Origin of the sequence: Bacteroides sp. An279 (assembly GCF_002159615.1) — a bacterium.
Classification (GTDB): Bacteria; Bacteroidota; Bacteroidia; order Bacteroidales; family Bacteroidaceae; genus Phocaeicola; species Phocaeicola intestinalis.
The window spans coordinates 16,203-42,383 of the sequence record NZ_NFJA01000025.1 but is presented as its reverse complement, the minus strand read 5'-3'; the positions used below and the strand labels follow the sequence as shown (position 1 = coordinate 42,383).

General features: G+C 41.8%; 19 protein-coding genes. All 19 read right to left on the bottom strand.

Annotation, left to right across the window (positions count from 1 at the left end; genetic code table 11):
- Nucleotides 1-814 precede the first annotated feature (814 nt).
- Entirely contained in the window at nucleotides 815-1,219 is a 405-nt protein-coding gene (locus B5F78_RS06415; protein WP_022039543.1) for a VOC family protein, read from the bottom strand.
- Between the two features lie 8 nt (nucleotides 1,220-1,227).
- Nucleotides 1,228-1,773, bottom strand: coding sequence for a nitroreductase family protein (locus tag B5F78_RS06410; RefSeq protein WP_022039544.1), 546 nt, complete (start codon nucleotides 1,771-1,773; stop codon nucleotides 1,228-1,230).
- Between the two features lie 14 nt (nucleotides 1,774-1,787).
- The gene (locus tag B5F78_RS06405; RefSeq protein WP_087406324.1) at nucleotides 1,788-5,519 is read right to left on the bottom strand and encodes a non-ribosomal peptide synthetase; all 3,732 of its coding nucleotides are present in this window, start codon (nucleotides 5,517-5,519) and stop codon (nucleotides 1,788-1,790) included.
- A 12-nt stretch (nucleotides 5,520-5,531) separates the two neighbouring features.
- Complete coding sequence (locus B5F78_RS06400) at nucleotides 5,532-7,907, bottom strand: TonB-dependent receptor (protein WP_087406323.1); 2,376 nt, start codon at nucleotides 7,905-7,907, stop codon at nucleotides 5,532-5,534.
- Nucleotides 7,904-8,743 carry a sensor histidine kinase gene (locus B5F78_RS06395; protein WP_013617817.1) on the bottom strand — a complete coding sequence of 280 codons (840 nt, stop codon included), beginning with the start codon at nucleotides 8,741-8,743 and terminating at the stop codon, nucleotides 7,904-7,906. Before B5F78_RS06395 ends, B5F78_RS06400 begins: the two co-directional genes overlap by 4 nt.
- A 34-nt stretch (nucleotides 8,744-8,777) precedes the next feature.
- A complete protein-coding gene (locus B5F78_RS06390; protein ID WP_087406322.1) occupies nucleotides 8,778-11,792 on the bottom strand; it encodes a sensor histidine kinase in 3,015 nt (1,004 codons plus the stop codon).
- 5 nt (nucleotides 11,793-11,797) lie between these two features.
- Nucleotides 11,798-13,348, bottom strand: a complete 1,551-nt coding sequence (locus tag B5F78_RS06385) for a WD40 repeat domain-containing protein (RefSeq protein ID WP_206421922.1) — start codon at nucleotides 13,346-13,348, stop codon at nucleotides 11,798-11,800.
- A 190-nt stretch (nucleotides 13,349-13,538) separates the two neighbouring features.
- On the bottom strand, nucleotides 13,539-14,099 hold the full coding sequence (locus B5F78_RS06380) for a DJ-1/PfpI family protein (RefSeq protein ID WP_239473396.1): 561 nt from the start codon (nucleotides 14,097-14,099) through the stop codon (nucleotides 13,539-13,541).
- Nucleotides 14,089-14,502, bottom strand: a complete 414-nt coding sequence (locus tag B5F78_RS06375; RefSeq protein WP_087207884.1) for an ATP-binding protein — start codon at nucleotides 14,500-14,502, stop codon at nucleotides 14,089-14,091. The genes B5F78_RS06380 and B5F78_RS06375 overlap by 11 nt, the downstream gene beginning before the upstream one ends.
- A 12-nt stretch (nucleotides 14,503-14,514) precedes the next feature.
- Nucleotides 14,515-14,826 carry an STAS domain-containing protein gene (locus B5F78_RS06370; protein WP_087406320.1) on the bottom strand — a complete coding sequence of 104 codons (312 nt, stop codon included), beginning with the start codon at nucleotides 14,824-14,826 and terminating at the stop codon, nucleotides 14,515-14,517.
- A 43-nt stretch (nucleotides 14,827-14,869) separates the two neighbouring features.
- Nucleotides 14,870-16,987 carry a glycogen debranching protein GlgX gene (glgX, locus tag B5F78_RS06365; protein WP_022039551.1) on the bottom strand — a complete coding sequence of 706 codons (2,118 nt, stop codon included), beginning with the start codon at nucleotides 16,985-16,987 and terminating at the stop codon, nucleotides 14,870-14,872.
- A 2-nt stretch (nucleotides 16,988-16,989) separates the two neighbouring features.
- A complete protein-coding gene (locus tag B5F78_RS06360) occupies nucleotides 16,990-17,298 on the bottom strand; it encodes an STAS domain-containing protein (protein ID WP_022039552.1) in 309 nt (102 codons plus the stop codon).
- Between the two features lie 6 nt (nucleotides 17,299-17,304).
- Nucleotides 17,305-19,161 carry an AGE family epimerase/isomerase gene (locus tag B5F78_RS06355; RefSeq protein ID WP_013617825.1) on the bottom strand — a complete coding sequence of 619 codons (1,857 nt, stop codon included), beginning with the start codon at nucleotides 19,159-19,161 and terminating at the stop codon, nucleotides 17,305-17,307.
- A 30-nt stretch (nucleotides 19,162-19,191) separates the two neighbouring features.
- Nucleotides 19,192-20,358, bottom strand: a complete 1,167-nt coding sequence (locus B5F78_RS06350) for a PP2C family protein-serine/threonine phosphatase (RefSeq protein ID WP_013617826.1) — start codon at nucleotides 20,356-20,358, stop codon at nucleotides 19,192-19,194.
- A gap of 59 nt (nucleotides 20,359-20,417) precedes the next feature.
- Nucleotides 20,418-21,611, bottom strand: a complete 1,194-nt coding sequence (locus B5F78_RS06345) for an MFS transporter (RefSeq protein WP_022039554.1) — start codon at nucleotides 21,609-21,611, stop codon at nucleotides 20,418-20,420.
- Nucleotides 21,612-22,027: 416 nt separating this feature from the next.
- Entirely contained in the window at nucleotides 22,028-23,686 is a 1,659-nt protein-coding gene (locus tag B5F78_RS06340) for a thiamine pyrophosphate-binding protein (protein ID WP_087406319.1), read from the bottom strand.
- Nucleotides 23,687-23,710: 24 nt separating this feature from the next.
- Nucleotides 23,711-23,950: a hypothetical protein gene (locus tag B5F78_RS06335; protein ID WP_013617830.1), complete on the bottom strand. Its 240-nt coding sequence runs from the start codon at nucleotides 23,948-23,950 to the stop codon at nucleotides 23,711-23,713.
- A 71-nt stretch (nucleotides 23,951-24,021) separates the two neighbouring features.
- Nucleotides 24,022-24,795: a type 1 glutamine amidotransferase domain-containing protein gene (locus B5F78_RS06330; RefSeq protein WP_013617831.1), complete on the bottom strand. Its 774-nt coding sequence runs from the start codon at nucleotides 24,793-24,795 to the stop codon at nucleotides 24,022-24,024.
- 59 nt (nucleotides 24,796-24,854) lie between these two features.
- Complete coding sequence (locus B5F78_RS06325) at nucleotides 24,855-26,168, bottom strand: hypothetical protein (RefSeq protein ID WP_087406318.1); 1,314 nt, start codon at nucleotides 26,166-26,168, stop codon at nucleotides 24,855-24,857.
- Nucleotides 26,169-26,181: the final 13 nt, after the last annotated feature.

Below are 26,181 nucleotides of genomic sequence, written 5' to 3'. Positions count from 1 at the left end.
CGCTCCTGTTCTTCGTCAGATAGCCCGCTATCTTCCTCATCACAGAAGCGAAAATGCCTCAAAAACTCATCCCAAATCATCGCACGATAAATTCAAAACAGCTTCTAACAAATATTTCGGTTCCCTAAAGCATTTGAAGCCTTTTTCATCACGACTTTAACCACATTATGTTAAAGGATTTAGCAGTTAACAAAAGGAGGGACTATCAAATTAACACAAAAACATTTCCTCCAGTCCAAGTGGGAAAGCCCCAGAAGGCTCACAACTACATCTGCCACCAAATTTTCAACACCGGACTTTCAATTTAACACATGAAATAAAAATGTAATGCATGCCAATCAGGAATTAAAAGCTGTTATGTTTCACAGGAGTTACCACTTCGTTCAGGAGGTAAAGGTCAATAGTCCTGCTTCTGAAACCGATACCCAAAGCCCGGCGGACAATAACTTCTTCTAACTCCCCTTTAACTCCTGATTGGCATGATTAATTTACGCACATTGATTATCAACTGTCTGCTATCATCTGACTGACTATCAACTATCTGCGTCCGTCACCGCATGTACTTGCGCGCACCGATGCATATAGATGAAAAAGCTTTGCCAAGTACTGTGACATGCCAAAAACTATATTCCCACATAACAGCGTTACTGATTATCAACACACCCGGCTCAACAACGTAACAAACCGCTTCCTGAGCCTGACGCACAAAACCGTATGAAAATGCAGCTTTACTGTGCTAATGAATAATATGAGAGCACATTAACACATTAGCAAATTGCCACATTAACAAATTGCCACATTGCCATTATACCGTTCAACGTTTCTCTATCAGTTCTATATAACCAGCATCCGGATGATGAAAATAACAAATCCGAATGCCCTGCAATGCCCCTACCTGTACCGGGGCAAACAACCGTTCATAGCCTTGGGCAAGCAACTCCTCACAAGCTTTATCAAAGCCCAAAGCTTCGTAAGCCAGATGATACGGCATAACACCATTGGCATGAAGCAGACTGGCTTCAAGCGAACCAGACTGCAACTGATGTACAAGCTCAACAAGAGGTGCCCCCTCCTTAGTCAGGTAACAAAGTTCAACCTGCAAGCCTTCATCGTAAAGTATCTCTCCAGCTACATACCCCAATTGGGCAAACTGAGCAGCAGAAAGACGGATATCGGCTACCACATAACCGACATGATGGAATAAGATTTCGTTCAACATACAAGTGTTCAGAATTTATCGTAATGTATTTTTGTTTTGTTCCATTTATTCTTCGGTTGAGGAATGTTGACCGGATGCCCCACCAATATCAAGTTCAAAGGTACAATATGGACAGGCACAGACAGCAAATCACGCAATTTATCCACACGGCTTTCCAGTGGATAAATTCCCGTCCATACAGCTCCCAGCCCGATAGAATGGGCTGCCAGCAACAGATTCTCGGATGCAGCCGAACAATCTTGCACCCAATAAAGTGTGTTGTCTTCCTTATCCATCTTATTGATGGATTCGTAAAGAGACACATCGCCACAAACCACAATCCCCGTACATCCCTTATTTATCATCTTTGCATAAGGCAAACAATCCTTGAGTTTTTGCATGACTGCCTCATCACGCACCACGATGAAATGCCAAGGCTGAAAATTCATCGAACTGGGTGCGGCCATGGCTGCCTGTAGCAAGATGTGCAACGCCTCATCGCTTACCGGCTCGTCTGTAAACCTCCTGACCGTAACTCGTGTCAGGATATTGGTTATTGTTTCGTTCTGTATCATATCAATCCCACTCCTTATAAATTCTTTAATATATCCCAATGGATAGCATTACGCCATTCAATAGAACTTTGAGGATAAAGCCTTTTCCATTCAACAGGATTTTCCTCAAACTGACGACGGGCAGCGACAAGTGCCTCATCATTCAGTTGCATACGCTCTGTTGTAAAACGATTTGCCAATATTATACATATATCACCTTCATAAGAGGAGAGTTTTTGCGTCTGTAAAAGCCTATTTGTTTCCTCCTGTCGCCGTGCATTTACAATTTCTGACGTTCCGGGATAATCCATTGCTATAGGCAAACCTTTATCCCGATTAACAAAACTATCAATCAACAGCAAATCAGGCCGTATGCTTTGTTTCTCAAGAAGAGAAGCCATACCGAGTGCCATTTCTCCTCCTAAACAAAAACCGGATAAAAGCTGAGGTGCCCGACCATCCAACGCTTTTTGCATAATAGAGAGATATGCCTCCAACACTTGTTCCCAATCTGTTGTTGCATTACCTAATAGATATTCATGATATGATTCAAGCACCAAAACCGAATATTTATCCGACAATTTATCAGCTAATTGAATGTAATCAGGGGCGAAATAAGTATCTCCACATACAATAACGGCTATAGGCTTATCGTTGTCTTCGTGATGCCAAAAACAGATAGAAGCATCCTTATGTTTGGCAATTTCACGTATTGTGCGATAACGGTAAAAAGCCGAAGCCGACAATTCCAGACCTAACGAAGAAGCACCAGAAACAATCATCATTACTTGAATGGAAGTAAGTCCTAAATCAAACAAATCTGTAGTAACACTTATTTGTTTCATCCGAAGAACTTCACTGGCAATCGACTCAAGAAGACGTTCTTCAACCGATGTAGCCTTTACAACGTCCACCTCTACAAATTCCTCATTCAAAGAAGGAGCAGGCAAAGATTTCAAATCAATTTTTCCATTAACAGTCATAGGAAAACCTGTAACAAACACCCACTTTGTTGGTATCATATAAGAAGGCAGATAATCCAACAAATACGCCTTCAATTCTAATTCGGATAAATTTGCACTCTCTTCTTTTGGTAAAATATATGCAACCAAAACTTTATCATTTGATATAGTCTGTACTTGTACCACACATTGAAGGATCATAGGATGTTGATTCAAAATACTTTCTATCTCACCTGATTCAATGCGAAAGCCATGAATTTTTACTTGAAAATCAGTTCTCCCATGGAATAATAAATGACCATTAGGAAGCCGTGAAACGATGTCTCCTGAACGATACAGGAAAAGATTTCTTTTCAAACGATAATCTTTTTCTGTAGCAAAAGGATTGGGAATAAATTTAACAGAATTCTGCTCAGGCCGATTTATATAACCAGAAGCAACTTGCGGACCGCCTATATAAAGTTCTCCACAAACGAAATCCGGCACCATATTTTGATTTTCATCCAACACATAACAAGTTACGGCAGGTAAAGGCAAACCAATGTCATTAGAAGGAGTTTCCAAATCAAACTGACATGCAGATGCGCATACAGTAGTTTCAGTTGGCCCATAACCATTAAAAACAGAGCATTGAGTCTGCCAATAATCGATTTCCTTTCTCGAAGCAGTTTCACCCGCCACCCATATTTTCTTCAAAGATGGAATTGCAATATGAGGAAAATTCGGCAAAATAGCAGGAGGAAATAGAGCAATGGTAACTTGCTGTTCTATCAATAAATCTTGAAGTTTATTCATGTCAAGCCTTTGTTCCTCTGTTGCAATAACCAATGTTGAGCCATGTAAAAGTGTGAAAAAAATCTCCCATACAGAAGCATCAAAACAAAGACTAGCAAACTGTAAAACACATTGATCTGCATCTGAAACAAAAACGCCTGATTGAACCAACTCCAATACTTGTTCATGACGAATTGGAACCCCTTTAGGGTGTCCTGTAGTTCCCGAAGTCGAAATTATATAAGCCAATGAAGATGGATGTATTCTAGGACAATTATTCTCTGCTTTTTCTGTATTATAAATATCTATATAAAAAAGATCCTTAGGCAATTTTTCCCCAATCGCACATTTATCATCGGTTAAAACACAATGTATTCCATAATCTTGTACCAAGAAAGCGATTCTTTCCAATGGATAAGAACTATCTAAAATAACATAAGCACCTCCCGCTTTTAAAATACTTAGCATCCAGATTATAGCCAGACATTTATTATTTGTATAAATACCTATCGGTTCGCCCAAGGGCAATTCATAATGGAAATGAGATTGGTACACCAAACGTAAACAATTAGCGTTTCGATTTACTTGAATAGATAACGTCAGATAGGTCATTTTACTTCCATCATAGACAATAGCTATCTTATTAGGATTTAATGCTGCTAGCCGCTCAAATCTGTCATTAATAGACTCTTTAACGGAAGGCAAAGAATCTAATTTATTTTCATACGATTGCATTATTTGCTTCTGTTTTTCTTCAGGCATCATTGAAATAGAAGATAAAGGTCTTTCGATATCCGAAACAAACACTTCTAAAACAGTACGCAATGACTCTATTAGCATTTGAATTTGTTCAATGGAAAAGATAGGATGATAATTAATCCGAGAGAAGCCAGTTTTTGTTGGTTCAACATCCAAAAAAAGATCTAAAGAAGAACTATGATCCAGACGACGAAAAAAACGACAATCAACATTAGATAAAGAAAGATTAAAGGAATTACTCCAACCTGCAAAATTAATGCCAACATTTACTCGACCTAAATCATTTAACGGATTTTCCCTTTTTAAAAAAGATAGTAATTCAGGCCACGTATAATGTCGCAACGTCCTCAAAGTTTTCCACTGCTGTGCCAATACAGAAAATACATCTTTCACCATAACCAAATTAGAAAAATCAACAGACAGAGGAATATTATTCACAAAAAAACCAACAAGATTTTTTGATTTTGTAGTACGCATATTAATGGAATTTTCAACAAAAATCCCTTTACGACCTGTAAATCTACTCAAAACAATCATCCAAGCTGCCAAGATGACAATAAAAGCAGTTACACCATTTTGACGAGCTATATGATTAATTCGAGACATTAATGATTCCCCTAATTCAAACATCTCAAAATTGACTGTATAAGATGTTGAATTATTTACATCTGGGAAAAATAACTCTAATGGTTCATTACTCAATGTCTTTCGCCAATTATTTAAATCTATAAGACTTAAAGCACGTTGTCCATTTTCCATTCGATGAATCGAATCTTCCCATGAAGGTATTTCCAAATTCGGATAATTTCCATCTGCATCCAATTGATTATAAACAGACTCCAACATTGAAAAAAAATCTAAACCTGTCACTCCATCAATACAGATATGATGAAAAACAATCAAAAGAATAAAAGAATCATCCGAAAGATGATACAAACGCGCACGAATTGGCCATTCATGAGACAAATCAAACGGTCGTTTTGTAAAACGTTCCATATCTTGCTGACACTCGTCAAAGGAACAAGAAATCACCTCAAATACAGATTGATTTTCATCTGTTTCTTCAAAATAAAAACCAGACTTTGCATCACCCAATAAAACACTATGCATAAGTTCTACTGTATGAACTACATAATTAAAAGCTTTAGCAAATAAATCAATCCTCAAATTTGCCGATAAACGAGCACTCCAACCTAAATTATAATAATCTTCAGGAAATAAATTTGCATATCTCCATAAATTATCCTGATAACGATTCAACTGCAATTTCATAAACACCTCCACTTATTTTTTTTTCTTTAAAATATATCGTACCGTTCCTAATATACTAAATCCTTGTTGAATGTAAGGAACCAAAGTGCTTCCTCCTTGATAATATGTTTTGTCAAACAGATTATAAGTAGTTAATTCTAATTCAACATTATGAAAATAATAACGTGCGCCCAAATTCATTGTAAAAACAATAGGTAATTGATAATTCATATCTACAACAGTATTACCTCCTATTTGAATATTATCAATAGGAGATAACTGTTTACCGATTAATCTTCCATTAGCATAAAGCCAAAACTTATGATCGGTTTTATGAACTAAATTTCCACTTAACGTTGCATTCATAAACCAATTTGGAACATTATAAATTTGATGCCCTGATAAATTATAATTTTCCCCACTCAACGCTGATTGATAGGTCATATTAAAATTAGCTCTAAAACGAGGACGCTGATATTCTAATACATTCTCAATACCAAAAACTTTCAATTTACCTCCATTTATATAATGAGGTTCATCACTTTTTGCCGCATTATCTCGATAAATTAAGCCTTCTAAATTATTATAAAAAAGTACCCCATTATAACTTAATCCAGGAATTGGCTGATAATTAAAACTTACCTGAATTGCTTCCATATATTCAGGTTCCATATCTTCAGGACCTTGATATGAAGGAGATTGATTATATCTATAGAAATAAGGAGCATCCACAAACGAACGTCCATAATTCAATTTCAAATTAATTTTCTTATTCGGTAAATAAATAAAAGAGACGCGAGGAGATATAGAACTTTTCATTTTCTTATTTACTCTACGCTTAATATCATAACGAACACCTGAATTCAAAATCAACTTTTCATTAAAATAATGTTTTAACTGTATAAAAGGAGAATAAGTAGATTCTCCCCCTAAACGAAACGCATCCGTTGGCCAATACGTCGTAATATTAGTATAATCTGAACCTAATAAGCCCTCCGTTCCATATAAACGCATATATTCCATTTGTAAACCAGCTAAAATATTACCTTTCCCTAAATGCCCTATCTGCGGATAACTATAATTAAGTGTGGCAGTGCCACCTATAGAGAACTCTGACCATTTCATAATTTGCAAAGCTGAATAATATACAGAACCATCTGTTGCATTACCTTCAACTTCATCTCCAATAATAGAATAAAGATTGCTTTTATTTAAATCAAAATAAGCCTCAATATTAAATGAACAATTATTAAATTTGTCTGAATATAAAAGCCCTGCATGAGTAAAAGACATACCATGTCCTGGTCCCTCTCCATCTATTACACGATATTTATTATAATCATAAAGTGAGCCCATTGAAGTATACACATCAGCATAAACAGGAACTTTTTTCCCATAACGCTGATTAAAACTCAATGAAAGTTTCCACCATTTAAAATTAAAGCCAAAATCATAAGATGGCAAACGATTATAAGCCTCCGTCCACGCATATCCGTCATGTGGATTAGGCCCCACGGATTTCTCTGCTGCCACAAAACGTTTTTGTCCATCTGAAGCATAAATAGTTCCCCATGCCATAAAATCCATATTTATAAAACGTGTTCCAAACAATATACTTCCCTTTTTCTGTTTAAAATTACCGAATCCTACAGAAGCCTCAACTCCATTTATTTCCGATCCATCTTTTGTAATCAAATTCACAACAGCCATAAGTGCCACATTTCCATAAAGAGAAGAAGCAGGTCCTCTTAAGACCTCTATTTGTTTCACTTTTTCCAAACTTATACTATAATCAGGAGCAGCTTTATTCGTTACACGCGCATTCATACGTTGCCCATTCAACATAATCAATATTTTTTCCTGACCTCCAGAATATACGCCATGCATTGCTACATTTACTTCATTGGAACTTTCAACAGAAGTTATACCTGGGACATACGCTAAAAGTACATCCTTTAACGTACGTGCACCTATCGCTTTAATCATCTCTTCCGTTATCAATGTAACCGGTACCGGAGCTTCTTCTATGGATTCGGCCTGTTGTGAAGCTGTGGTAATAGTAGCTTCTTCACCTCGTTTCAGACGTTCTATCATATCTGCAAAGCGCAAGGGGTCATGGATGGATGTGCTATAATACGGGTCTTCTTTCAAAAGGAGAGAAGCATACTTTTCAGCATCCTGTACATGGTCTTTTCCTAAATAGCACAACGAAAGCAAGCGGTAGGCACTGGTCTTCAATGCCCCGTCAAACCCTGCGATATTCTCATTCAACAAACGAATGGAAGCATCAAAATGTCCTATGGTATATTCTTCTTCTGCCTGCATATAAATCTGGCGCAGCTCACTATCGTCTTGCGCCCATGCCATGGATGCCGCCAGCAAAAAGAAAGTAACAATCCATTTTCTCATGCTTTAATCGGTATTATTAATGAAAATGTAGTAAACCGGCCTTCTTCTGAATCAAACTCAATGCGTCCGTGATGTTTCTCCTCAATGATACTACGGGTGATAAACATTCCCAGCCCCGTACCTTGCCCTGTAGGCTTGGTCGTAAAGAAAGTCTCGAACAGCCGTTGTTTCACTTCAGGGCTCATCCCTACCCCATTGTCGGTGATTGAAATGACCAACTCTTCCGCCTGCCGTGCCACCTTGACCGAGACCGTCGGCTTATAGTCGGCATCCCCGTTCTGCGCCTTATCCCACACAGCATAACAAGCATTGTTCATCACATTCAATACGGCACGGCTTAAATCCTGAGGCACTACAGACATCATCGGAATATCCTTTCCATAATCTTCCAAGATAGAGATATTAAAATTCTTCAGATTTGCCCGCATCGCATGATACGAAAGCCATACATATTCCTTTACCAGCTTGCATACATCCGTCGGAATAAACTCATCTTCTTTCCCACGCGAATACAATAATATATTCTGAATGATGCTGATAGCCCGGTCGCCATGTTCCTTTATCTTTTGCAGGTTCTCTTTCAGGCTTTCCATTATATCCCGGATATCCTCTACGTCATCCCCGTCAATATCTGCCGTATTGGCTTCGATATCTTCTTCCAAATCTTTTATCAAGTCTCCAGAAAGCTTGCTGAAATTGATGACAAAGTTCAACGGATTACGTATCTCGTGTACGATTCCTGCCGTAAGCAAACCCAATGTAGCCATTTTTTCCTGCTGCCTTAACTGGTCTTGCAAACTTTCTACCTGCCTCTTCAATTGTTCTATCGTTTCCATATCTTGAGATTTTTGAGTTAATCTTTTTGTTTTCTTAATTATTCTCTTCCCCTTTCTCATCCGCATCATTCTTTTTCCCATTTTCCGGATGGTGGACAGGTACAGAAATAACAAATTCGGTATATTCATTCTTAACCGATTGTATAGTTATGTCCCCGCCATGATTGAGTATGATTTCCCGGCTAAGATACATACCTACTCCCACCGCTTCTGCCGTAGTTTTCGTGGTAAAGAACGGATCAAATACCTTGTTTATAATAGAGGACTCAATGCCAACACCATTATCATAAATACTTACTTTCGCCTGGCTTGAATCGGCATCAATGAAAACCCGCAACCGTATCAAGGGTTCGAAAGCCTTACCTTGCTGACGTTTTTTCCGAAGCGCATACATGCTATTTGCCAGCATACTCATCACGACCTTGCTGAACTGTTCTGCATCCACTTCCGCTACAACCATCGCTTCCTTATCCGGTGATTCTATCCGGATATGACACTCAGCTATATCTTCAGCATAATACGCATGAAGCATCTCTATATTCTTACGGCAAATCGATGCCAGATTAATCAGCGTCGGATTCACACTCCGGTCTTTCAGCATTTCCTCCATTGCTTTCAATATACGCGTCGTGTTCAATCCATGCTCTTCAATCTTCTTCAGGTTCGTATTCAGCATATCAAGTGCGTCAACGGAATCTTCGTAAATGTCCGAAGTCATATTCTTCTGGTCATCGTCCAGGTTATCCTTAATGTCTTTTACCAACCCGATACTCATGTGCGAGAAATTGTTCACATAATTCATCGGGTTCAAGATACGGTCTACAAGCCCTTTGGTCAACGTACCCACCGTAGCCATCTTCTCTTGACGGATAAGCTGGTATTGAGCTTTGCTTAAATCATCGAGGGCAATCTCCAGCTTTTTGGATTTTTCTTCAATCTCGTCCTTCTGATTACGTATTTGCGAGGTCCGTTCTTCCACGATATGCTCCAGACGCATCTTCTCCGCCAAAAGCCGGCGCATACGCCACCTTATCAAAAACAGGATGAGCAATGAAAGCGCAACGATATACAATACGATGCTATACCAACGTACATAAACAGGATAACGCACGGTTAAAGGCAATGTCAATGATTCCGTTGTACGCCCGTACCGGTCGCGTGCCATAACCTGAAATGTATAACGTCCCGAACGTGGATTGGCAAAACGTGCCGAAGTCTCCGTACTCCAATCCGACCATTCGTCACCGGCATCCAACCGGTAACGGTATTCCGTTGCCCCCAGAACCGAGAACAAGTCCGAAGAGAAATACACCTTGATATCACGGATGCCACTATTAAATGTAAGCTCTTTAAAAGGAAGCGTAACCCCCAGGCGGTCTCCCTCATCAAATCCGCCCCATACCACCGAATCATTATCAATCACAATGCGCCGGATGTATACATGAGATTTCTTTGCATAATCCGGTTCTTTCACCGCCATATTCCAATGAATCAGTCCGAAATTTCCTCCCAACCATACATCATCACCGTCGGTCTCCATTGTTCCTATTGTCAAATCATGTATGGGACGCAAAAGGGCATTTATCTCCTCCATCCCTTGTTTTTTGGTGTATATATGCAGGTTTTTCCCGTCATTATTTGTTCCCCAGACACGCCGGCCCGGCTCGGGATAAACAAACTGGGGATATTGGATATCCGAAGACCACAAAGAGCGGTCCGCCACTTCTACCAGCTTTTTCCCTGCCTTATCCCACTTAAACAACCCTACATGGCTCAACACAAATATGATTCCATTCTGGACGAAAAGCGTATTGTTAAAACTGTCTTTCTCCCCTTTGGCATTTTCGGGAGCCAGAATAACATACCCGGAATAGTCTCCTTCGCAACGGAACACCTGTCCATAAATATTCCTTACCCACAACGTCTTATCGTCATCTACATAAAAATAGGTAGCCTTCTCGATAATGTTCAGCTGTTTCCTTTCACCCTGCCGGACCTGATAAACACCGTCCACTTCACCCGTATAATACGTTCCATCTCCGCAAACATAGGCAGAAAGCGTATGGCTGTCCGTTATTTGCCGTGCTTGCCTGCCATATACGGCATACAAGCCGCCAGCCGTAGAAGCATAGACATTCCCTGCCGCATCTTGCTGGAGCTGCCAACAGGCATGCTGGATTGCCCGAATCGGTTCAAAAACATCACCTTCCTTGTAGAACAAGCCCTGCAAAGTGCCTACGTAAAGCCCGTCGGCGGTATGGCAAATGGACTGCACTTCACCCGATAAGCCCTCGTTAGAGCGGAAATAAGTATATGCTGTATGTATATTTACTAAAAAAAGACCATTATCGGTAGCTCCCCACACATAACCAGACGAGTCTGCATAAATGCCATTCACATTGTTATTGCACAACCCGTTTTGCTCTGTCAGCGCATACACTTCATTCCCCTCTTTATCCAACATCACAAAACCGTTTCCAGCCGTAGCCAACAAGACCGAGCCATCCTCCAGCGTCAACCGCTTGTTTACCAATGCCTCTTTATAATACCGGATATCATCGGATTTGTCCTGATTAACAATGAAACCGTCCATGGAATCATCCTGAATATCCGCATCACCCAGCGAAGTCGTAACATAAATCTTCCCATCCTTCTCCCCGATATCCGTCACTTCGCCCAAAAAACCTTTATTGTTTTTAGAGAATACCATCTGCAATTCCAGTTCTCCATTCCCGCCTGAGGTCAGATATCCGAACAGATTGTATCCGCCTACCCAGATTCGTCCCCGGTTATCCTTAAATAATTTCGTAATCCGGAATACCCCCGGAGCATGAATCGTATGCCACTCCGTCTGGTCGTAATACAATACCCCTTCGAAATTGGCAACATACACCCGGCCGCTATCATCACTCACAATATCAAAATTACGGTTGTGCGCATGATAAACCGCAGGAGAATAATTGACAAAGAAAGGAATCCCGTCCTTTGCCTCTATTTGCCCTATACCGGCAAGCAGCAAAAACACCAGACACAGAAGATATCGTTTCATCGTCTTCAATCTTTAATTTTATTTACTAATTTAAGCCGTATGCGGGGAACATTACGCCCTACATAATACGACCATTCATCATCGGTAAAATCCCGCTTCAGTTTGCTTTGGATAAGAGCAGCCATCTCGTCGGGAGAAATCATGATACGCGACACTGCTCCACTCTCATCTCCTGTCCATATCGTATTATCTTCCGCCATGCAAATGCAATGCACCCATCCGGATAAAATCTTCAACGATACCGCCTCCTGCTTGCTGGCACTGATGTCCCACAAGCTTACGGTGCAATCATAACTGGAAGAGAACAAGTATTGCCCTTTAAATTCAAGTTGAGTTATACGGGAACGATGCCCCACAAGCGATTTTACCACATTCCCCGTCTCATCTATCAGATAAATATTTCCATTCTCTACTCCGACCGCTCCCATTTTCAAGTCAGACGACCAGGAAAAAGCCGTAACTTGCTCTTTAATAAAATGTTCCTGAGGAACCAGTTCCCCTTCACGCCCTATCCTCCATAAGCCGTTTTCCTTACCGAATGCCAACCATTGGTTTTCTTTACATCCCAAAGCGGCAAGAGGTTCTGATAGAGAAATGGTTTTCTTTATCCGGTCCTCCTTCTTATCATATATATAAAGGTGCATAGCCGAAGCCAAAAGCAGCTGTCCGTTGCCGAAAGGAACAATCCTCATCCACCCGTTATCTTCCGGCAAGAGAAAGGTCTCTGCCGATTTCCCGTTTATGACAAGCATCCTCCCATCGTATGACAAGGCATACACCACATTATTTTCATCCCAATAAACATCTCTGAAACTATACTCCGGATTGCTGAACAACACTTCATTCCCAACAAATCCCTCATCATAACGCCATCGGTTCACCTCTCCATAGTTACTCACCGAGACATAACTGTTTTTACCGTCCGAAGACTGAACTATCTTCGTGACACCTCCCTTATGGAGATTCCTGGACACAAAACTTTCACTGGTCTGTCCCAAGGCATTAAAAATAACAGGCTGATACACATTCCCTTTATATTCGGATGTATATTTCCACGAAGCATACGCAAGCAAAGCCGCCACATCTTTATTGCCAGCCCTATATTGCACATTGGAAAGCAAAGCCAAAGCACGTCCCAATGCCACATTGCTCAACGTATCAGCCACATTCCTTGCATATTCGGCACGAAGTTGCTGTTGTACGGCAAGCTCACGCTGGTTCTCCGCCATATTTCTAGCTTCAACCGCATTGCGGGAAAAAGCTTCCGCCTTTTTCTGCTCTTCTTCGGCACGTATGCGCATCTGCTCGGCCACTCCCATCTGGAATACCGCTTCTTCGCGTTGCTTCTCGGAAATATCTTTTTGCTGATAAGCTATGTCTTCCATCTGTTTGCTGATACGTTCCACCACATACGACTTACCTTCTTTTTCCTTATACTCATCCAGCTGAGCCCGTAAAGCATCCACCCGCCGGGATAAGCCGATATTGAAATATCCCAATATCACCACCACAACGAGAAGAAAAACACTCAAGATATGCCAACCATGCTTTTTCACTTCGAATTTCAGTATATATCATTTAACAAAGAAAACGAAACTGGCTCCGATGGCTTATGAAGCCAGTTCCGCCGTCCGATGGAACTATCTCCGTCCGCCCATGCAAGTATATGCGTTTTTACCAGCAACAAGCCGGCCTTACGACATACCCACACTTGCGGACAAAAGAAACGTCCCCTTTTAATAGGTTTTATTTGCTTGCCAACGCTTTCAATATCTCGGAAGCCAGCAAATAACAATGCCCTCCGGTGCGCGCCGAAACCAAGTCTCCGTCGATCACAACATCTGCATCAACATACTCTACACCATAGTTCTTGGCATCGCCCAACAGATTATTATGCACGGTCATCTTTCTTCCTTTCACCAGTTCGGCTACAGGAGAGAACAACCACAAGCCGTGGCAAATCACTCCCTTAACGATGTCCTTGCGCGCAAATACTTTTTGCAAGAACACACATGCAGGAGGAAGCTTCGTCACATCTTCGGTATACCGAAGACGGTCTGACACCATACCTGCAGGCACGATAATAGCTGCATAATCATTAAGAGCCTCATCATCAAGCGCCTCAAAGCTCTCATTACAATAAAACGGTGCCCTGAATTCATGCCCGCTAAACGTAATGCCCTCGTTGCCCCAAAGGCGGGACAGAAAATGAACCTCATACCCGGCTTCCTTGAAACGGAACTGATAATAGAAGATTTCATTTTCATAGAAATCGCTTTCTATAAGTATTCCTATCTTATTTTTCATCATCAATCTTTTTCTTGATAGTCAATATATTTTCATTACCTACATGTTCATACGACACTTTATCCATCATCTGAACCGTAAGGAAGATTCCAAGTCCCCCTATCTGGCGTTCTTCCAGCGGAAGAGAAACATCCGGCATATCCCTTTCCAACGGATTGAACGGCACACCTCCATCAATAAACTTCAGCGTGATGCATCCGTCGGCCTTCTCTATCTGAATCTTCAGATAACCTTCCACGCCTTCAGGGTAAGCATAACTTACCACATTGACCACCAGTTCCTCGCAAACCAGATGAATGGCATACAATTCCTTGGTGCATGATGCCACCTCCCCGGTCTGGAGGATGGCATCAATGATTTCTTCCGTTCTGCCTGCAATAGGCTTGAAAACCAATTCTTTCATAGCATTACCTGCTTACTTGCTTACGAAAGAAATGTAGTTCTGCAGACCTGTCATTTCAAACACGCTACGGATATCAGCAGCGCAATTCACAAACTCAATTACAGGGTTTCCGCCCAATTTCTGCTTGGCAAAAATAATGGTACGTATACCGCTACTGGCAATATAAGCCAGCTTGGTGGCATCAAAGACAACTTTTTCTATGCCCTTGCCTTTGTATCCGTTCAATTCTTCCATAAGGGCAGGAGCATTGCCTGTAGTAAGCTGGTCACCTAAAACGATAGTCAAGGTATTACCTTCCTGACTGATTACAAATTGATTATCCATATCTTTTTAATTTATAATTTTACAATTTACTATTTACAGTTTTCTATTTCCCAACCAAAATCATGATAGAACGCGGCCCTACCAGGATTTCCTGCTGGTTTTCAATCATACACTCTTCTCCCGGTTCGCAAATATCGTCCGGAGCAGCCATTTCCGTATTGGCAAATACATGCCATGCCATGCCTTCGGGCAATTGTGGGAGTTCGAACCCATGCATGTCCCAATGCATATTCATGGCTACATAAATAAAATCATCAGGCACCCCGTCTGTCTCCGCATACCGCCCGTTCAGCATAAAGGCTGCGGTCAGATTGTTATATCCGGTATCAGGACGCCATGCTTTTACACCGTGCCATGAGAAATCGGGATATCCCAGATTACGGTAATCACAATGCCCGAAATGATATTCGAAACGCAATGCTTTATGAGCCTGACGGAAGCGGATAATCTTACGGAAGTAATTATAAATGTCCTCATTCTTCTGCAGATTCGTCCAGTCGATCCATCCGATTTCATTATCCTGACAATAAGCATTGTTATTTCCATATTGGGTATTCCCCATTTCGTCACCCGATAATATCATCGGAATACCCTGGCTTACCATCAACAAGGATATTGCATTCTTTATCTGTTTATGACGCAGGTAATTGATTCCCGCATCTTCACATTCGCCTTCCCAGCCGCAATTCCAGCTATTGTTATTGTCTTCTCCATCCCGGTTGTCCTCGCCATTCGCTTCATTGTGCTTGCCATTATACGATACAAGATCCATCAATGTAAATCCGTCATGGGCTGTAATAAAGTTCACACTTGCCTTAATGCCCCGGTTTTGAGAGGCATACAAGTCGGCTGAACCTGCGATACGTTCTTTCACATCGCCCAATACATGCTCGTCACCTTTCAGGAACCTGCGGATGCTATCCCGGTATTTCCCGTTCCATTCCGCCCAGCGCCCCCAAGAAGGAAATGCACCTACCTGATACAAGCCTCCGGCATCCCATGCCTCAGCTATCAATTTGGTTTTACCCAAAATAGGGTCATGAGCCAATGACTCCAGCAAAGGCGGATTAGGCATCGGACATCCATTCTGGTCACGTCCCAAGATAGCCGCCAAATCGAAACGGAATCCATCCACGTGATAATCGGTTACCCAATAACGCAAGCTTTCTACAATCATATCCCGCACATTGGGGTTATTGCAATTCAACGTATTTCCGCACCCGCTGAAATTGAAATAATATCCATCCGGTGTCAGCATATAATAAGTCTTATTATCAATACCCCGATACGAGATATAAGGACCATTCTCATTCCCTTCTGCCGTATGGTTGAAAACCACATCCAGGATAACTTCAATGCCATTCGCATGAAGTTGCTTGATAAGATTTTTCAATTCATCCACCTGCATACCGAAACGCCCGGTAGATGCGTATGCGGCTTTAGGGGCAAAGAAGCCTACATTGCTATATCCCCATACGTTGTAAAGCATATGCCCGTCAACCGGAGAAGGCTTGCTGTTCTCAAATTCGTCAAACTCATGAATCGGCATCAATTCCACGCAATTCACGCCTAACTCCTTCAAATAAGGAATCTTTTCGGCTATGCCGGCAAAGGTTCCGGGATGCTTTACATTCGCATCCGCACCGCATGTAAAATTACGGACGTGCATTTCATAGATGACCAGTTCATTTACCGGAGTTTCCAACGGAAGGTCGTCTTCCCAATCAAAGTCATCACAAACCACACGGGCACGGTATTGATATACATTGTCCCAATCGGGCTGGGCACCCCATACGTCACGTCCTGCAATCAGCTTGGCATACGGGTCCATCAAGATTTTCGTCTTATCAAAACGATGCCCTTCTTCCGGATTCCATGGACCATCCATCCGATAGCCGTATTCAATGTTCTCGAAATCCAAATCAAAAACCATCATCGAGAATACATTTCCCATCTTGAATTCCTTCAGGAAAGGTATTTCGACAAACGGTTCCGGTTCATGATTATGGAAAAGAACCAACGTACAAGCCGTAGCGTAACGGGAATAGACCGAAAAATTGACGGCATTTCCCATTACCGTAGCTCCAAAAGGATAAGGACGCCCTGTACGCAATTTCAATCCTTTATATTCATGCGTCGGAAATAAATCTACTCGCTGCATACTTACCCTATTTGAGTTTGACACTCTTCTACTGTATCGAAGTATTTAAAGAAATGTTCGAAGCCTGTAATAGCCATTACTTCCCTCACCTCTTTAGATACACCTACCAAGTACACATTCAAGCCATTGGATGCAGCTACTTTATAAGCATAAAGCATGACACGCAATCCGGCACTCGATACATACTTACATTCAGACAAGTCCAAAATCACACTTTTGTTTTCATCCAAAATAGACAATATGACTTGCTGTTCTTCTTTGCTGGATGAAGCGTCCAACACAGAACCTACTTTATGAACTTCCGCACTCATCTTTTTTCAATCTTTAGGAACAATAACGACTTTGACTTTCGGACGATATTCTACGGCAGGCAGCTGTATGGTCAACTTATCTGCATCGAAATTCTTCCATTCCCGTCCGTCAATCCATACTTCCTGCAATTTCACGCTTCCTACAGGCAAGATATCGGGTTGTACACGCAATACATTATCCTTGAAACCATTTACCATAGGTTTGAAATATAAGGTCAACGGTTTCTTGGTATTCAGCAAATTGGTATAAGTAGCTGCCAGATAAGCTAATTCTACTGAATGGTAAGCACTCATCGAGTGGCTTCCCTTCTTACGTTCCGTACCCAGCAGGTAAGGCAAGCCATTAGCCAATACATTGAAATAAACGGCTCCGTCTTCATGGTCAAGGAAATAAGTATTATAGAAGGCAGCTGATTCACGTGCATATTTCAAATATTCCTCTTTGCCATAGATACCATACAGAATCTCGTATGCCAAAATCGCCTGCTCCTGTTGCCACCATGCCTTACGGTCGTGCCATGCGAAACGATAATATTCTTGATTGCCATGCAAACGGCGTTCCATCACATCATACCAACCGCCACGCTGTACGTCCAAACCTACTTGAGGCATGACCTCTGCAATATGCTGGGCAAATTCTTCATACGATTTCTTCGGGCAGATGCTATTGATACGCATCAAGTTCCATGCAATCTTCAGATTATGCCCCACTACCGCACGGTCTTGTTGCCATCCCCATGTCAGGTCATGACTCCAATCGTCCATAAAGCGCTCATTTACAAACGGGCTATTCTCATAATCCGGGAAATGTGTAGTGATAGTATCGGCTGTATATTCCAAGAAATCCTTGTATTTCTTTTCCTCAGTAGCCAGATACAAGTTAATCAAATAAGCAGGAGCATGATCACCTACAGAGTTCCAGTTCTTACGCATCCGGTTCGGGCCAAGGCTTGAACTGTCCGGACTCAACAATACCGGGTCTATATGCGAATAATATCCTTCTCCTTTCTTATCCTTGAAGAAACGTTCGAAAAGGTCGATAGTCAATTCAGCATCGCGCAAAATAGAAGGGTCACCGTTCACACGGTAAGTCTGAATCGGACCAGCCAATGCATAAATCTGCTCATACATCGGGATGGCATCGTAATCATCGCCAAACTCAGAAGTAAAGATTTTCTTTTCTTTGTCCCCATCAATGTCAATGCCATGATACCAATAAACCACATTCTCATCTACATCGTAGAAACGCATGTGTTTTTTCAAGTATTCCACACCTTTTTCAGCTGTTTCCAAGAAAATGTCTTCACCTGTCAGCATAAAAGCGGAAGCCATACCGTAAATCATACGTGAAATCGTATCGGTTTCCTGGCGGAAAGAGTTCACTTCCCGTTTGCCGCCCAGGCTTACCGCCGTACGGTATTTTTCATAATCGATTTCACCATCACCGAACTGCGCACGGACAAAAAAGTTACAGATACTCTTTGCCTGATTAGCCCACCAGTTGGATTCTTCAAAACGGAACTTACCTAATTCTCTTTCCGGAAAATCTATCTGTTTTGCTTCAAATGTATACTGCCCGTCATGTTGGGGATAGAAAATACCAAAGACAAAAGCCATACGGCCATTTTGAGACAAAAGCTGATAAAGATTACCAGTAGCATCCTGGTAAGGTTCGTCCAAATTACGCATCAAACGCGCAAATGTAGTATCTGTTAACAATACAGGGAAAGAACGTTTATCTGTTGTTGTCAACGTAAAACATTTCTCACTTTCATTAAAATCGCTTACATATCCGGCAATCAGATCTGTAAATTCAAACTGCATCTTATCGGCAGGTTTGAATACTTTAAAATTGTCTTTCATAAAAAAAGGTCTTTTATTGTACTACATGTGTTATTTCAATCGTTTCAATATCAACATCGTAATGTCATCGCTTTGAGGTTCGTTCCCGACAAAATCCTTCAAGTCTTCCAAAATAGCTTCCGCTATTTCTTCGCTCCCTGCACCCGGTACACTCTTCAAGGTTTTCTCTAATCCGCTTTCCGAAAACATTTCCCGGTTTTCATTAAAGGCTTCTGTCACGCCATCGGTGTAGAGAATCAACGTGTCTCCCGGCTCCAAAGTCAAGCTCGAATTTGTATAGACAAAATCATCAAATACGCCTACGATGAAATTCTTGGAAAGCGGTAATGGTTCTACGGTATTATTCTTACGCAATAAATACGGAGGATTGTGCCCTGCATTCGTATAGTCCACCTCGCCGGTCTTGATATTGTAAATACCATAAAAGACCGTTACAAACATCGAGTCAAGACTTTCGTTACACAACAATTTATTAGCATAATTGATGCATTCATGAGAAGGGACTCCCCTGATGCCTGTAGCACGAATCAATGTCCGGCTTACTGCCATAAACAAGGATGCCGGGACACCTTTCCCCGATACATCGGCTATTACAAAGCCGATTCGTTCTTCGTCTATCTGGAAAAAGTCGTAGAAATCTCCACCCACATCTTTCGCCGGAGTCATTGAGGCATAAATGTCAACAACATCAGCCAACTTAGGGAATGGCGGAAATTTACGAGGCAATATAGCCTGCTGAATCTCACCAGCCACCGCTAAATCATTTTTAATAGACTCCAACTGATCATGTTCATTCTGCGATTCTCTGACAAAATTTATTTGCTCAATCGCCTTTTCTATCGTGCGTGACAAATCATCCAAATCAATCGGTTTAGTAGCGAAATCAAATGCACCGTTGTTCATCGCCGAACGGATGTTGTCCATATCGCCGTATGCCGACACCATAATGCATTTCAATGCCGGATTCCTCATCTCGTTGATGCGGGTCAACAAAGTAAGCCCATCCATTTCGGGCATATTGATATCACTCAAAATAATATCAAAGTCTTTCTTTTCCAACACCAATTGCAAGGCTTCCAAACCATTATGCGCAAAGGTGAACTCGTATTCACCCTTGCGGATTTTCCGACGAAAATACTGGGTCAACAGTATTTCCAAGTCCTGTTCATCGTCTACGCTTAAAATTTTAATTGCCATATCTTATTCATTCTAATAATTTATACCTTTAAATTTTTTCTACCTCACTTCGTAAATATTCAATTTTCTAATGGTTTTTTCGGCAAAGTATGAGCAAATGCCACCACCAAAAAACCGATTATCACAGAAGTAACGGCACACACAATAAAACGCATTCTACCAGAACCATCCATCGAATTATCTACAAACAAGTCCGTATAAAGCGGAGACACAAATTGTCCCACTTGAGCCACCGACATGATAATAGCTACTCCTAAAGTCCGCTGGCGCGGAGTGACAATGCGCGGCAAGAAAAGAGAAATGGGAGGCAAAGCGAAGCCGCCGCCAAGCCCCACGACCAAACATCCTGCCATCAAGACGCCATACGAATGAGAGCAAGCGATAATGACATATCCTGCCGCCATTATCACCGTGGCAAAAGGCATGGTCCAGTCCTTCAGATTCCGCATAATCCAAGCCAACAACACACCGGCAATAATCGCCGGGATACGCATCAGAGAAAGCGCATAGCCACACTCTTTCGCATTGCCGATACCCTCCACGTCCATAAACAACGCCAAGTCGGTATTTATCACAAAGTAACAAGCAAATATCATCATGGCAAAAAACGCTAAAACAAATATCTTCTTATTCATTCCCGTTTTCTTGCCTGCACCACCTGCTGCATTTTTTGGGGAAGCCAACGGTGGAATAGAAGGCATAAACAAAGTGGTCAATACGATTGATATAACCACAAAGGCGTAACACAAGAACGAATAACGCCACGAAATACTTGCCAACACACCCGACAAACTCATAAAAAGCAAACCGCCCAACTGGTTAAAAGAGCCTTGTAAGCCCAAAAGCTTGCTACGTTTATTGGTATCCGGAGCAAAATCAAATATCAGTGAAGTGGATAAAGGAGTCATAATGCCTAGACCTATTCCGAAAAACAAACGCATTAACAACAAAAGCCGGAAATCGTTCACAAAACCTCCAGCCACACCAAATACAAGAAAAAGTATCATCCCGGTAAGCAAAAGCTTTTTCTTGTCTATCTTAGCGGTAAGACGCGCGGAAAACAATCCTATCGGCATCATTATCAACGTAGGCAAGGTTAAAACCAACTTGGCTTGTGTTTCCGAAATATGCGGGAATGCATCCCGTATAGCAGCCAAGGCAGGAGATACCGCCGTAGGTGCCATAATAGTAAGCACAGATACCGATAAAATAGACGGTATCAACATTTTCGAATATTTCTTTGTCTCTTCCATTTTTATATTCAATTATCCTCCCATTTTTTATAAGAACATGCGGACAGGCTTGCCTACAGTCACACTCAAGCGCAGATAATTCACCACGCCTCCTATATACGAAGGCTTATCCGCATTGTAACGACAAAGCATCATTGATAAACAACTTTCTGCCAAACACATGTGCCGATGATGAACCGGCATTATCATTCAGGAAAGATATGGTAGAATAAATATTTGTCCGATCCGGCAAAAGAATTTTCCGTGCCATGAATGTCCGTATTCAACCTGATTAATATGTCCGGAAAATGAATATATACTTCATAAGCAATTCCAGTTAACTGCTACAGCCCACGAAAATAACTGACTTGGCAAAGTCAGTATATATTCATTTTGCACATCATTGCTCCGGTTCATTACGGACATGCATTTTTTATTTATACCCTTCCCAAACTGAAAGGCGGATACACTTCACTATCTACCAACACATCAATAATGCAAGGCTTGTTCAACGCGATGGCATCCTGCAACGCCGGCAAGAATTCTACCAATTTTTCTACCCTATATCCTTTCGCTCCACATGCTTCGGCATACTTCACAAAATCCGGATTCTCAAACTGCATATATGCCTCGTCATTATACATATTCAGCAAGAACTTCTTGATGATATTAAATTCACTGTTATTGAATATAATCCAAATAACAGGAATGTTATATTGCACTGCAGTCATCAATTCGAATCCTGCCATCTGATAGCATCCATCACCCACGCCTGCAATCACCACTTTATCCGGATTAGCGCATTTCACTCCCAAACAGCCGTTCGTATGGCTTGCCATAGGTCCGAAACTTCCCGGATTCTGATAGCGCTGATTCTTATTCAACTGCAAATAACAGCTCAACCACAACATGTGCGAACCGGCATCACCCATCACAATGGCATTGTCTGGCAGATTCTGAGACAAGACACGGACGATATCTCCCGGAAAAATCCGTTGGGCATCTGTATGCACCGGTTCCTCATAATAATGTCCGTTGGGCAATGTACCGATTTGCAAAGAGGGCAAATCACGTTTCTCCAACAAAGGCAATAACTCCTGAAGTGCCAGTTTGATATCGCTTACCACCGCTACATCAGCTTTATACACTTTATTGATTTCAGCCGGATCAATATTCACATGAATCAACTGTTTATTCGCATATAAATCCGGTTGGAATGAGAATGTAGCATTTTGAGCGAACGAATTTCCCATCGCGAGCACGACTTCCGCCTCCTGAAAATACGTATTAGCCGCCTTGTCACCCGATGTTCCATACATGCCTAAACACAATGGATGATTCTCCGGCAATAATCCTTTGGCATCCATTGTCTGGACAAACGGTATTTGATACCTTTCTATTAATTGGAGCAATTCGCCGGATGCCTCACTACGCACGCAACCATAACCAATCATCGCCAGCACTTTCTTATTCTTACTGATTGCATCAGCCAATGCATCCGCCGCTTTTTGCAGAGCTTCTTCCGTTGCCTTAACCGCTTTTACACGGATGTTAATCGGGCGGAAATTGGTTACTTCTGCCGTAGTCACATCTTTCGGTATATGGATATGCACCGGTCCCGGACGCCCGTCGAATGCTGTATTTATAGCGTCTTCCAAAATATCACACGTATCTTCTGCCCGCTCCAATACATACGATTTTTTGGTCGTAGCCGAAAACATCACCTGCGAATCAGGCGTACGGCTCAATCCTGTAGATTCGTTCAACGCACCTTTTCCCCGTTGTCCCATTGAAGTATATCCTGTTATAGCCAATATGGGCAACGAATCGGATAATGCTACCGCCATGCCTGAGAACAAATTAAACGCACCCGGACCTCCCGTCGCAAAGCACACACCCAAATTATTCGGGTTAAACATAGTGTAGCCACATGCCATGAACGACGCCGCCTGCTCATTGCGGATAATAACGGTCTTTATTTTTTTCGAATCGCGCAGAGCCAACAACATAGAGGCGTTTACCTGTCCGCTCCCTCCAAATACATAGCTCACGCCGATATCTTCCAGTGCTTTTACGATGGTTTGGTTTACATCCATAATAAATCCTTTTTAATGTTAGTTTTACTTCTGTTTATCAGCCCACTCATCCTCGTTAAACTTTGCTTTCGCACTTTTAGGAGGATTCTCAGAAAATAATTTTCCGCCTGTAGCTGCCTCGTTCAAACCGTATCCGTTAAAAAAAAGATAAATACGGTCTTTAGGCACTCCGCTTACTTCGGAAAAGGTAGAGATGAACTTATCGGCTACAATCTTCTTTTGCTCGTCGGTCATCTCAATGCTATGAATTATTATTGCCGGCATTTTGCTTTTTGATTAAAAAAGGAATAAGTCATGTGCGGAATTAACCCCACACATGACTCTCCTTATAATTATTATTTAAGAGAATTCAACACTTTCACAATCATATCACCGTATGCGATAGATGATTCTACCGAAGTACCGGTAATAAACGGATGATCGTAATAAACTTGCGGGTCTTCACGACTTGCATTGATACGTGCTATACAAGCGCCGTTAGGACCTACTGCGTCACGAACCAAATCTTCGATAGGCCACAAGAATCCCGGAGTAATCACATTCGTACCGCAGTTATCAGGAGTTGCACCATACAATTCGTATGACATAGCCATACCCGGACCATAGAAATCCCATGCACGAGGATGAGCACAAATCTTCTTGCCATACACAATCGACTTATAATCATTTTCCGGGTCGCGGAGGAATACCAATGTAGAAACGGCATAGCACAATGCAGCCACAATCTTACCGCTCTTATAAGCATCCATAATCAGCTTATGCAATTCCCAGCAATTACACATATCCAACATAGCACCCGGACCGCCAGTCAAAGCAATCGCATCATAATCAGCCATGTTTACTTCTGAGAATTTCAACGGATGTGCCCATTCTTCACCATCTACCAATTCCTTGCAGCGGTCGCAAACTTCTTTCGGATTAGTCTTGATATTCTGTACACCGTCTACAAAATCAGGGTCTACACTGATTTGGAAAGGAAGCGGCTTCTTTCCTTGCGGAGTAGCCAAAGTCACTTCAAAACCTGCTTTCTTACATGCATCCCACGGAGCCTGCAATTCCTCACCCCATGAACCATAATTCGTTGCAATAATTAAAACTTTCTTTGCCATAATCTCAATAGGTATTTAAAATTAAACATACAGGGGAAAAACCTGCTTTTTTAACACTCTTACTTTGTAATAACCAATTTATCCGCATTCAACACCTGGAAGGTATCGCCACGTTGCATCGCCTCGTCACGCTGATAAACCAAACTTTCAGCTTTTACATCCGACACGGCATTATCTCCCGTCAGTGTCAAACGAGTATGCGCGAAATCAAAGATTCCGCTATTGCAGACAAACAAATCTTTCGTTTCTGTAAAATTCCGGGCTTCCGTATGCCATTCGCCTATCTCTACATGATACGGAAAATCTTTTGCCGACTGAGCGTTTACGCCCACTTCCGCTACCAGAAAATCATAGGGACCCGACTTTGACACCGTAATCGAGCCGGTATTTTCCATGCGATGAATATGTTCTTCCTTGCCTACCATCTCGCTATAGATACCGAACGCAACCGCCTTCGGAGTAGAAGCCTCGCTTCCTTCCAAATGAATCTTCACCGTACCCTTATTGACCAAAGGAGGAACAAACTGGGTATTCGGCAATGAATGTTCATAAAAAGCACATGCCAAAGGATAAGATTGGTACAAGAACGACACCTTATTAACAATGAAATGCGCACGCGAAACAATATCAATATCTCCGGCATTAATCAAATGCGTATTGGCAAAACGGGCTATCGTCATGATTCTTCCTGTCGAATTGATTCGGATAGAACCATAATTGGCAATCGTTCCGCCAATACCTGTTGTAGCCAACACACGGACGGTAGAAGCCTTCTCGACATCCACATTGATTTTCCCGTTATTGATGATGGTCACATTATTGACCGGAAGAGCGATGACACGAGTCTGTGTATCGAATGAACCGTTACCCAACAATTCGATAGTCCCATTATTGATAACCGTCGAATTCTCACCCGCCAACAACGTTTCTCCATATACAGCCGTTTCCAAATCCTTCTCCTGATCGAAATAAATCCGGATAATTCCCTCGTTGATAATGGTCGAATCCTTACCGGCAGCCATGGCAAAACATTTCACGAAACGATATGTTCCGTTCGGGTCATCAGGCGTAGCTTTTACTTGCGCCTTATAAGCGTCAACAATGTCATGCATATGTATCTCGATGACGCCTTCATTTATCAAAGTCGCATTCGAAGCCAAACGCTGCTGTCCCGGATTTTCTTCATCATCCATCAATGCCGCCAAAGCATACAGAACAATATTACGCCCCTTAAGCACTTTACCGGCGGCAATCGCCTGCTCAGTAATATCCGCTACATTACCTGCCTCTGGCTTAGTGATAACCAGATGTTCACGGTTGACATAATACCCTGCGCTCCCTACACGAACACTTTTTTCTACTATATTTTCCATATTCTATTTTCTG

What these genes read in the sequence shown, in the direction of transcription:
- B5F78_RS06415 (WP_022039543.1), bottom strand. Translation starts at nt 1,219, where the DNA reads ATGTTGAACGAAATCTTATTCCATCATGTCGGTTATGTGGTAGCCGAT.
- B5F78_RS06410 (WP_022039544.1), bottom strand. Translation starts at nt 1,773, where the DNA reads ATGATACAGAACGAAACAATAACCAATATCCTGACACGAGTTACGGTC.
- B5F78_RS06405 (WP_087406324.1), bottom strand. Translation starts at nt 5,519, where the DNA reads ATGAAATTGCAGTTGAATCGTTATCAGGATAATTTATGGAGATATGCA.
- B5F78_RS06400 (WP_087406323.1), bottom strand. Translation starts at nt 7,907, where the DNA reads ATGAGAAAATGGATTGTTACTTTCTTTTTGCTGGCGGCATCCATGGCA.
- B5F78_RS06395 (WP_013617817.1), bottom strand. Translation starts at nt 8,743, where the DNA reads ATGGAAACGATAGAACAATTGAAGAGGCAGGTAGAAAGTTTGCAAGAC.
- B5F78_RS06390 (WP_087406322.1), bottom strand. Translation starts at nt 11,792, where the DNA reads ATGAAACGATATCTTCTGTGTCTGGTGTTTTTGCTGCTTGCCGGTATA.
- B5F78_RS06380 (WP_239473396.1), bottom strand. Translation starts at nt 14,099, where the DNA reads ATGAAAAATAAGATAGGAATACTTATAGAAAGCGATTTCTATGAAAAT.
- B5F78_RS06375 (WP_087207884.1), bottom strand. Translation starts at nt 14,502, where the DNA reads ATGAAAGAATTGGTTTTCAAGCCTATTGCAGGCAGAACGGAAGAAATC.
- B5F78_RS06370 (WP_087406320.1), bottom strand. Translation starts at nt 14,826, where the DNA reads ATGGATAATCAATTTGTAATCAGTCAGGAAGGTAATACCTTGACTATC.
- glgX (WP_022039551.1), bottom strand. Translation starts at nt 16,987, where the DNA reads ATGCAGCGAGTAGATTTATTTCCGACGCATGAATATAAAGGATTGAAA.
- B5F78_RS06360 (WP_022039552.1), bottom strand. Translation starts at nt 17,298, where the DNA reads ATGAGTGCGGAAGTTCATAAAGTAGGTTCTGTGTTGGACGCTTCATCC.
- B5F78_RS06355 (WP_013617825.1), bottom strand. Translation starts at nt 19,161, where the DNA reads ATGAAAGACAATTTTAAAGTATTCAAACCTGCCGATAAGATGCAGTTT.
- B5F78_RS06350 (WP_013617826.1), bottom strand. Translation starts at nt 20,358, where the DNA reads ATGGCAATTAAAATTTTAAGCGTAGACGATGAACAGGACTTGGAAATA.
- B5F78_RS06345 (WP_022039554.1), bottom strand. Translation starts at nt 21,611, where the DNA reads ATGGAAGAGACAAAGAAATATTCGAAAATGTTGATACCGTCTATTTTA.
- B5F78_RS06340 (WP_087406319.1), bottom strand. Translation starts at nt 23,686, where the DNA reads ATGGATGTAAACCAAACCATCGTAAAAGCACTGGAAGATATCGGCGTG.
- B5F78_RS06335 (WP_013617830.1), bottom strand. Translation starts at nt 23,950, where the DNA reads ATGCCGGCAATAATAATTCATAGCATTGAGATGACCGACGAGCAAAAG.
- B5F78_RS06330 (WP_013617831.1), bottom strand. Translation starts at nt 24,795, where the DNA reads ATGGCAAAGAAAGTTTTAATTATTGCAACGAATTATGGTTCATGGGGT.
- B5F78_RS06325 (WP_087406318.1), bottom strand. Translation starts at nt 26,168, where the DNA reads ATGGAAAATATAGTAGAAAAAAGTGTTCGTGTAGGGAGCGCAGGGTAT.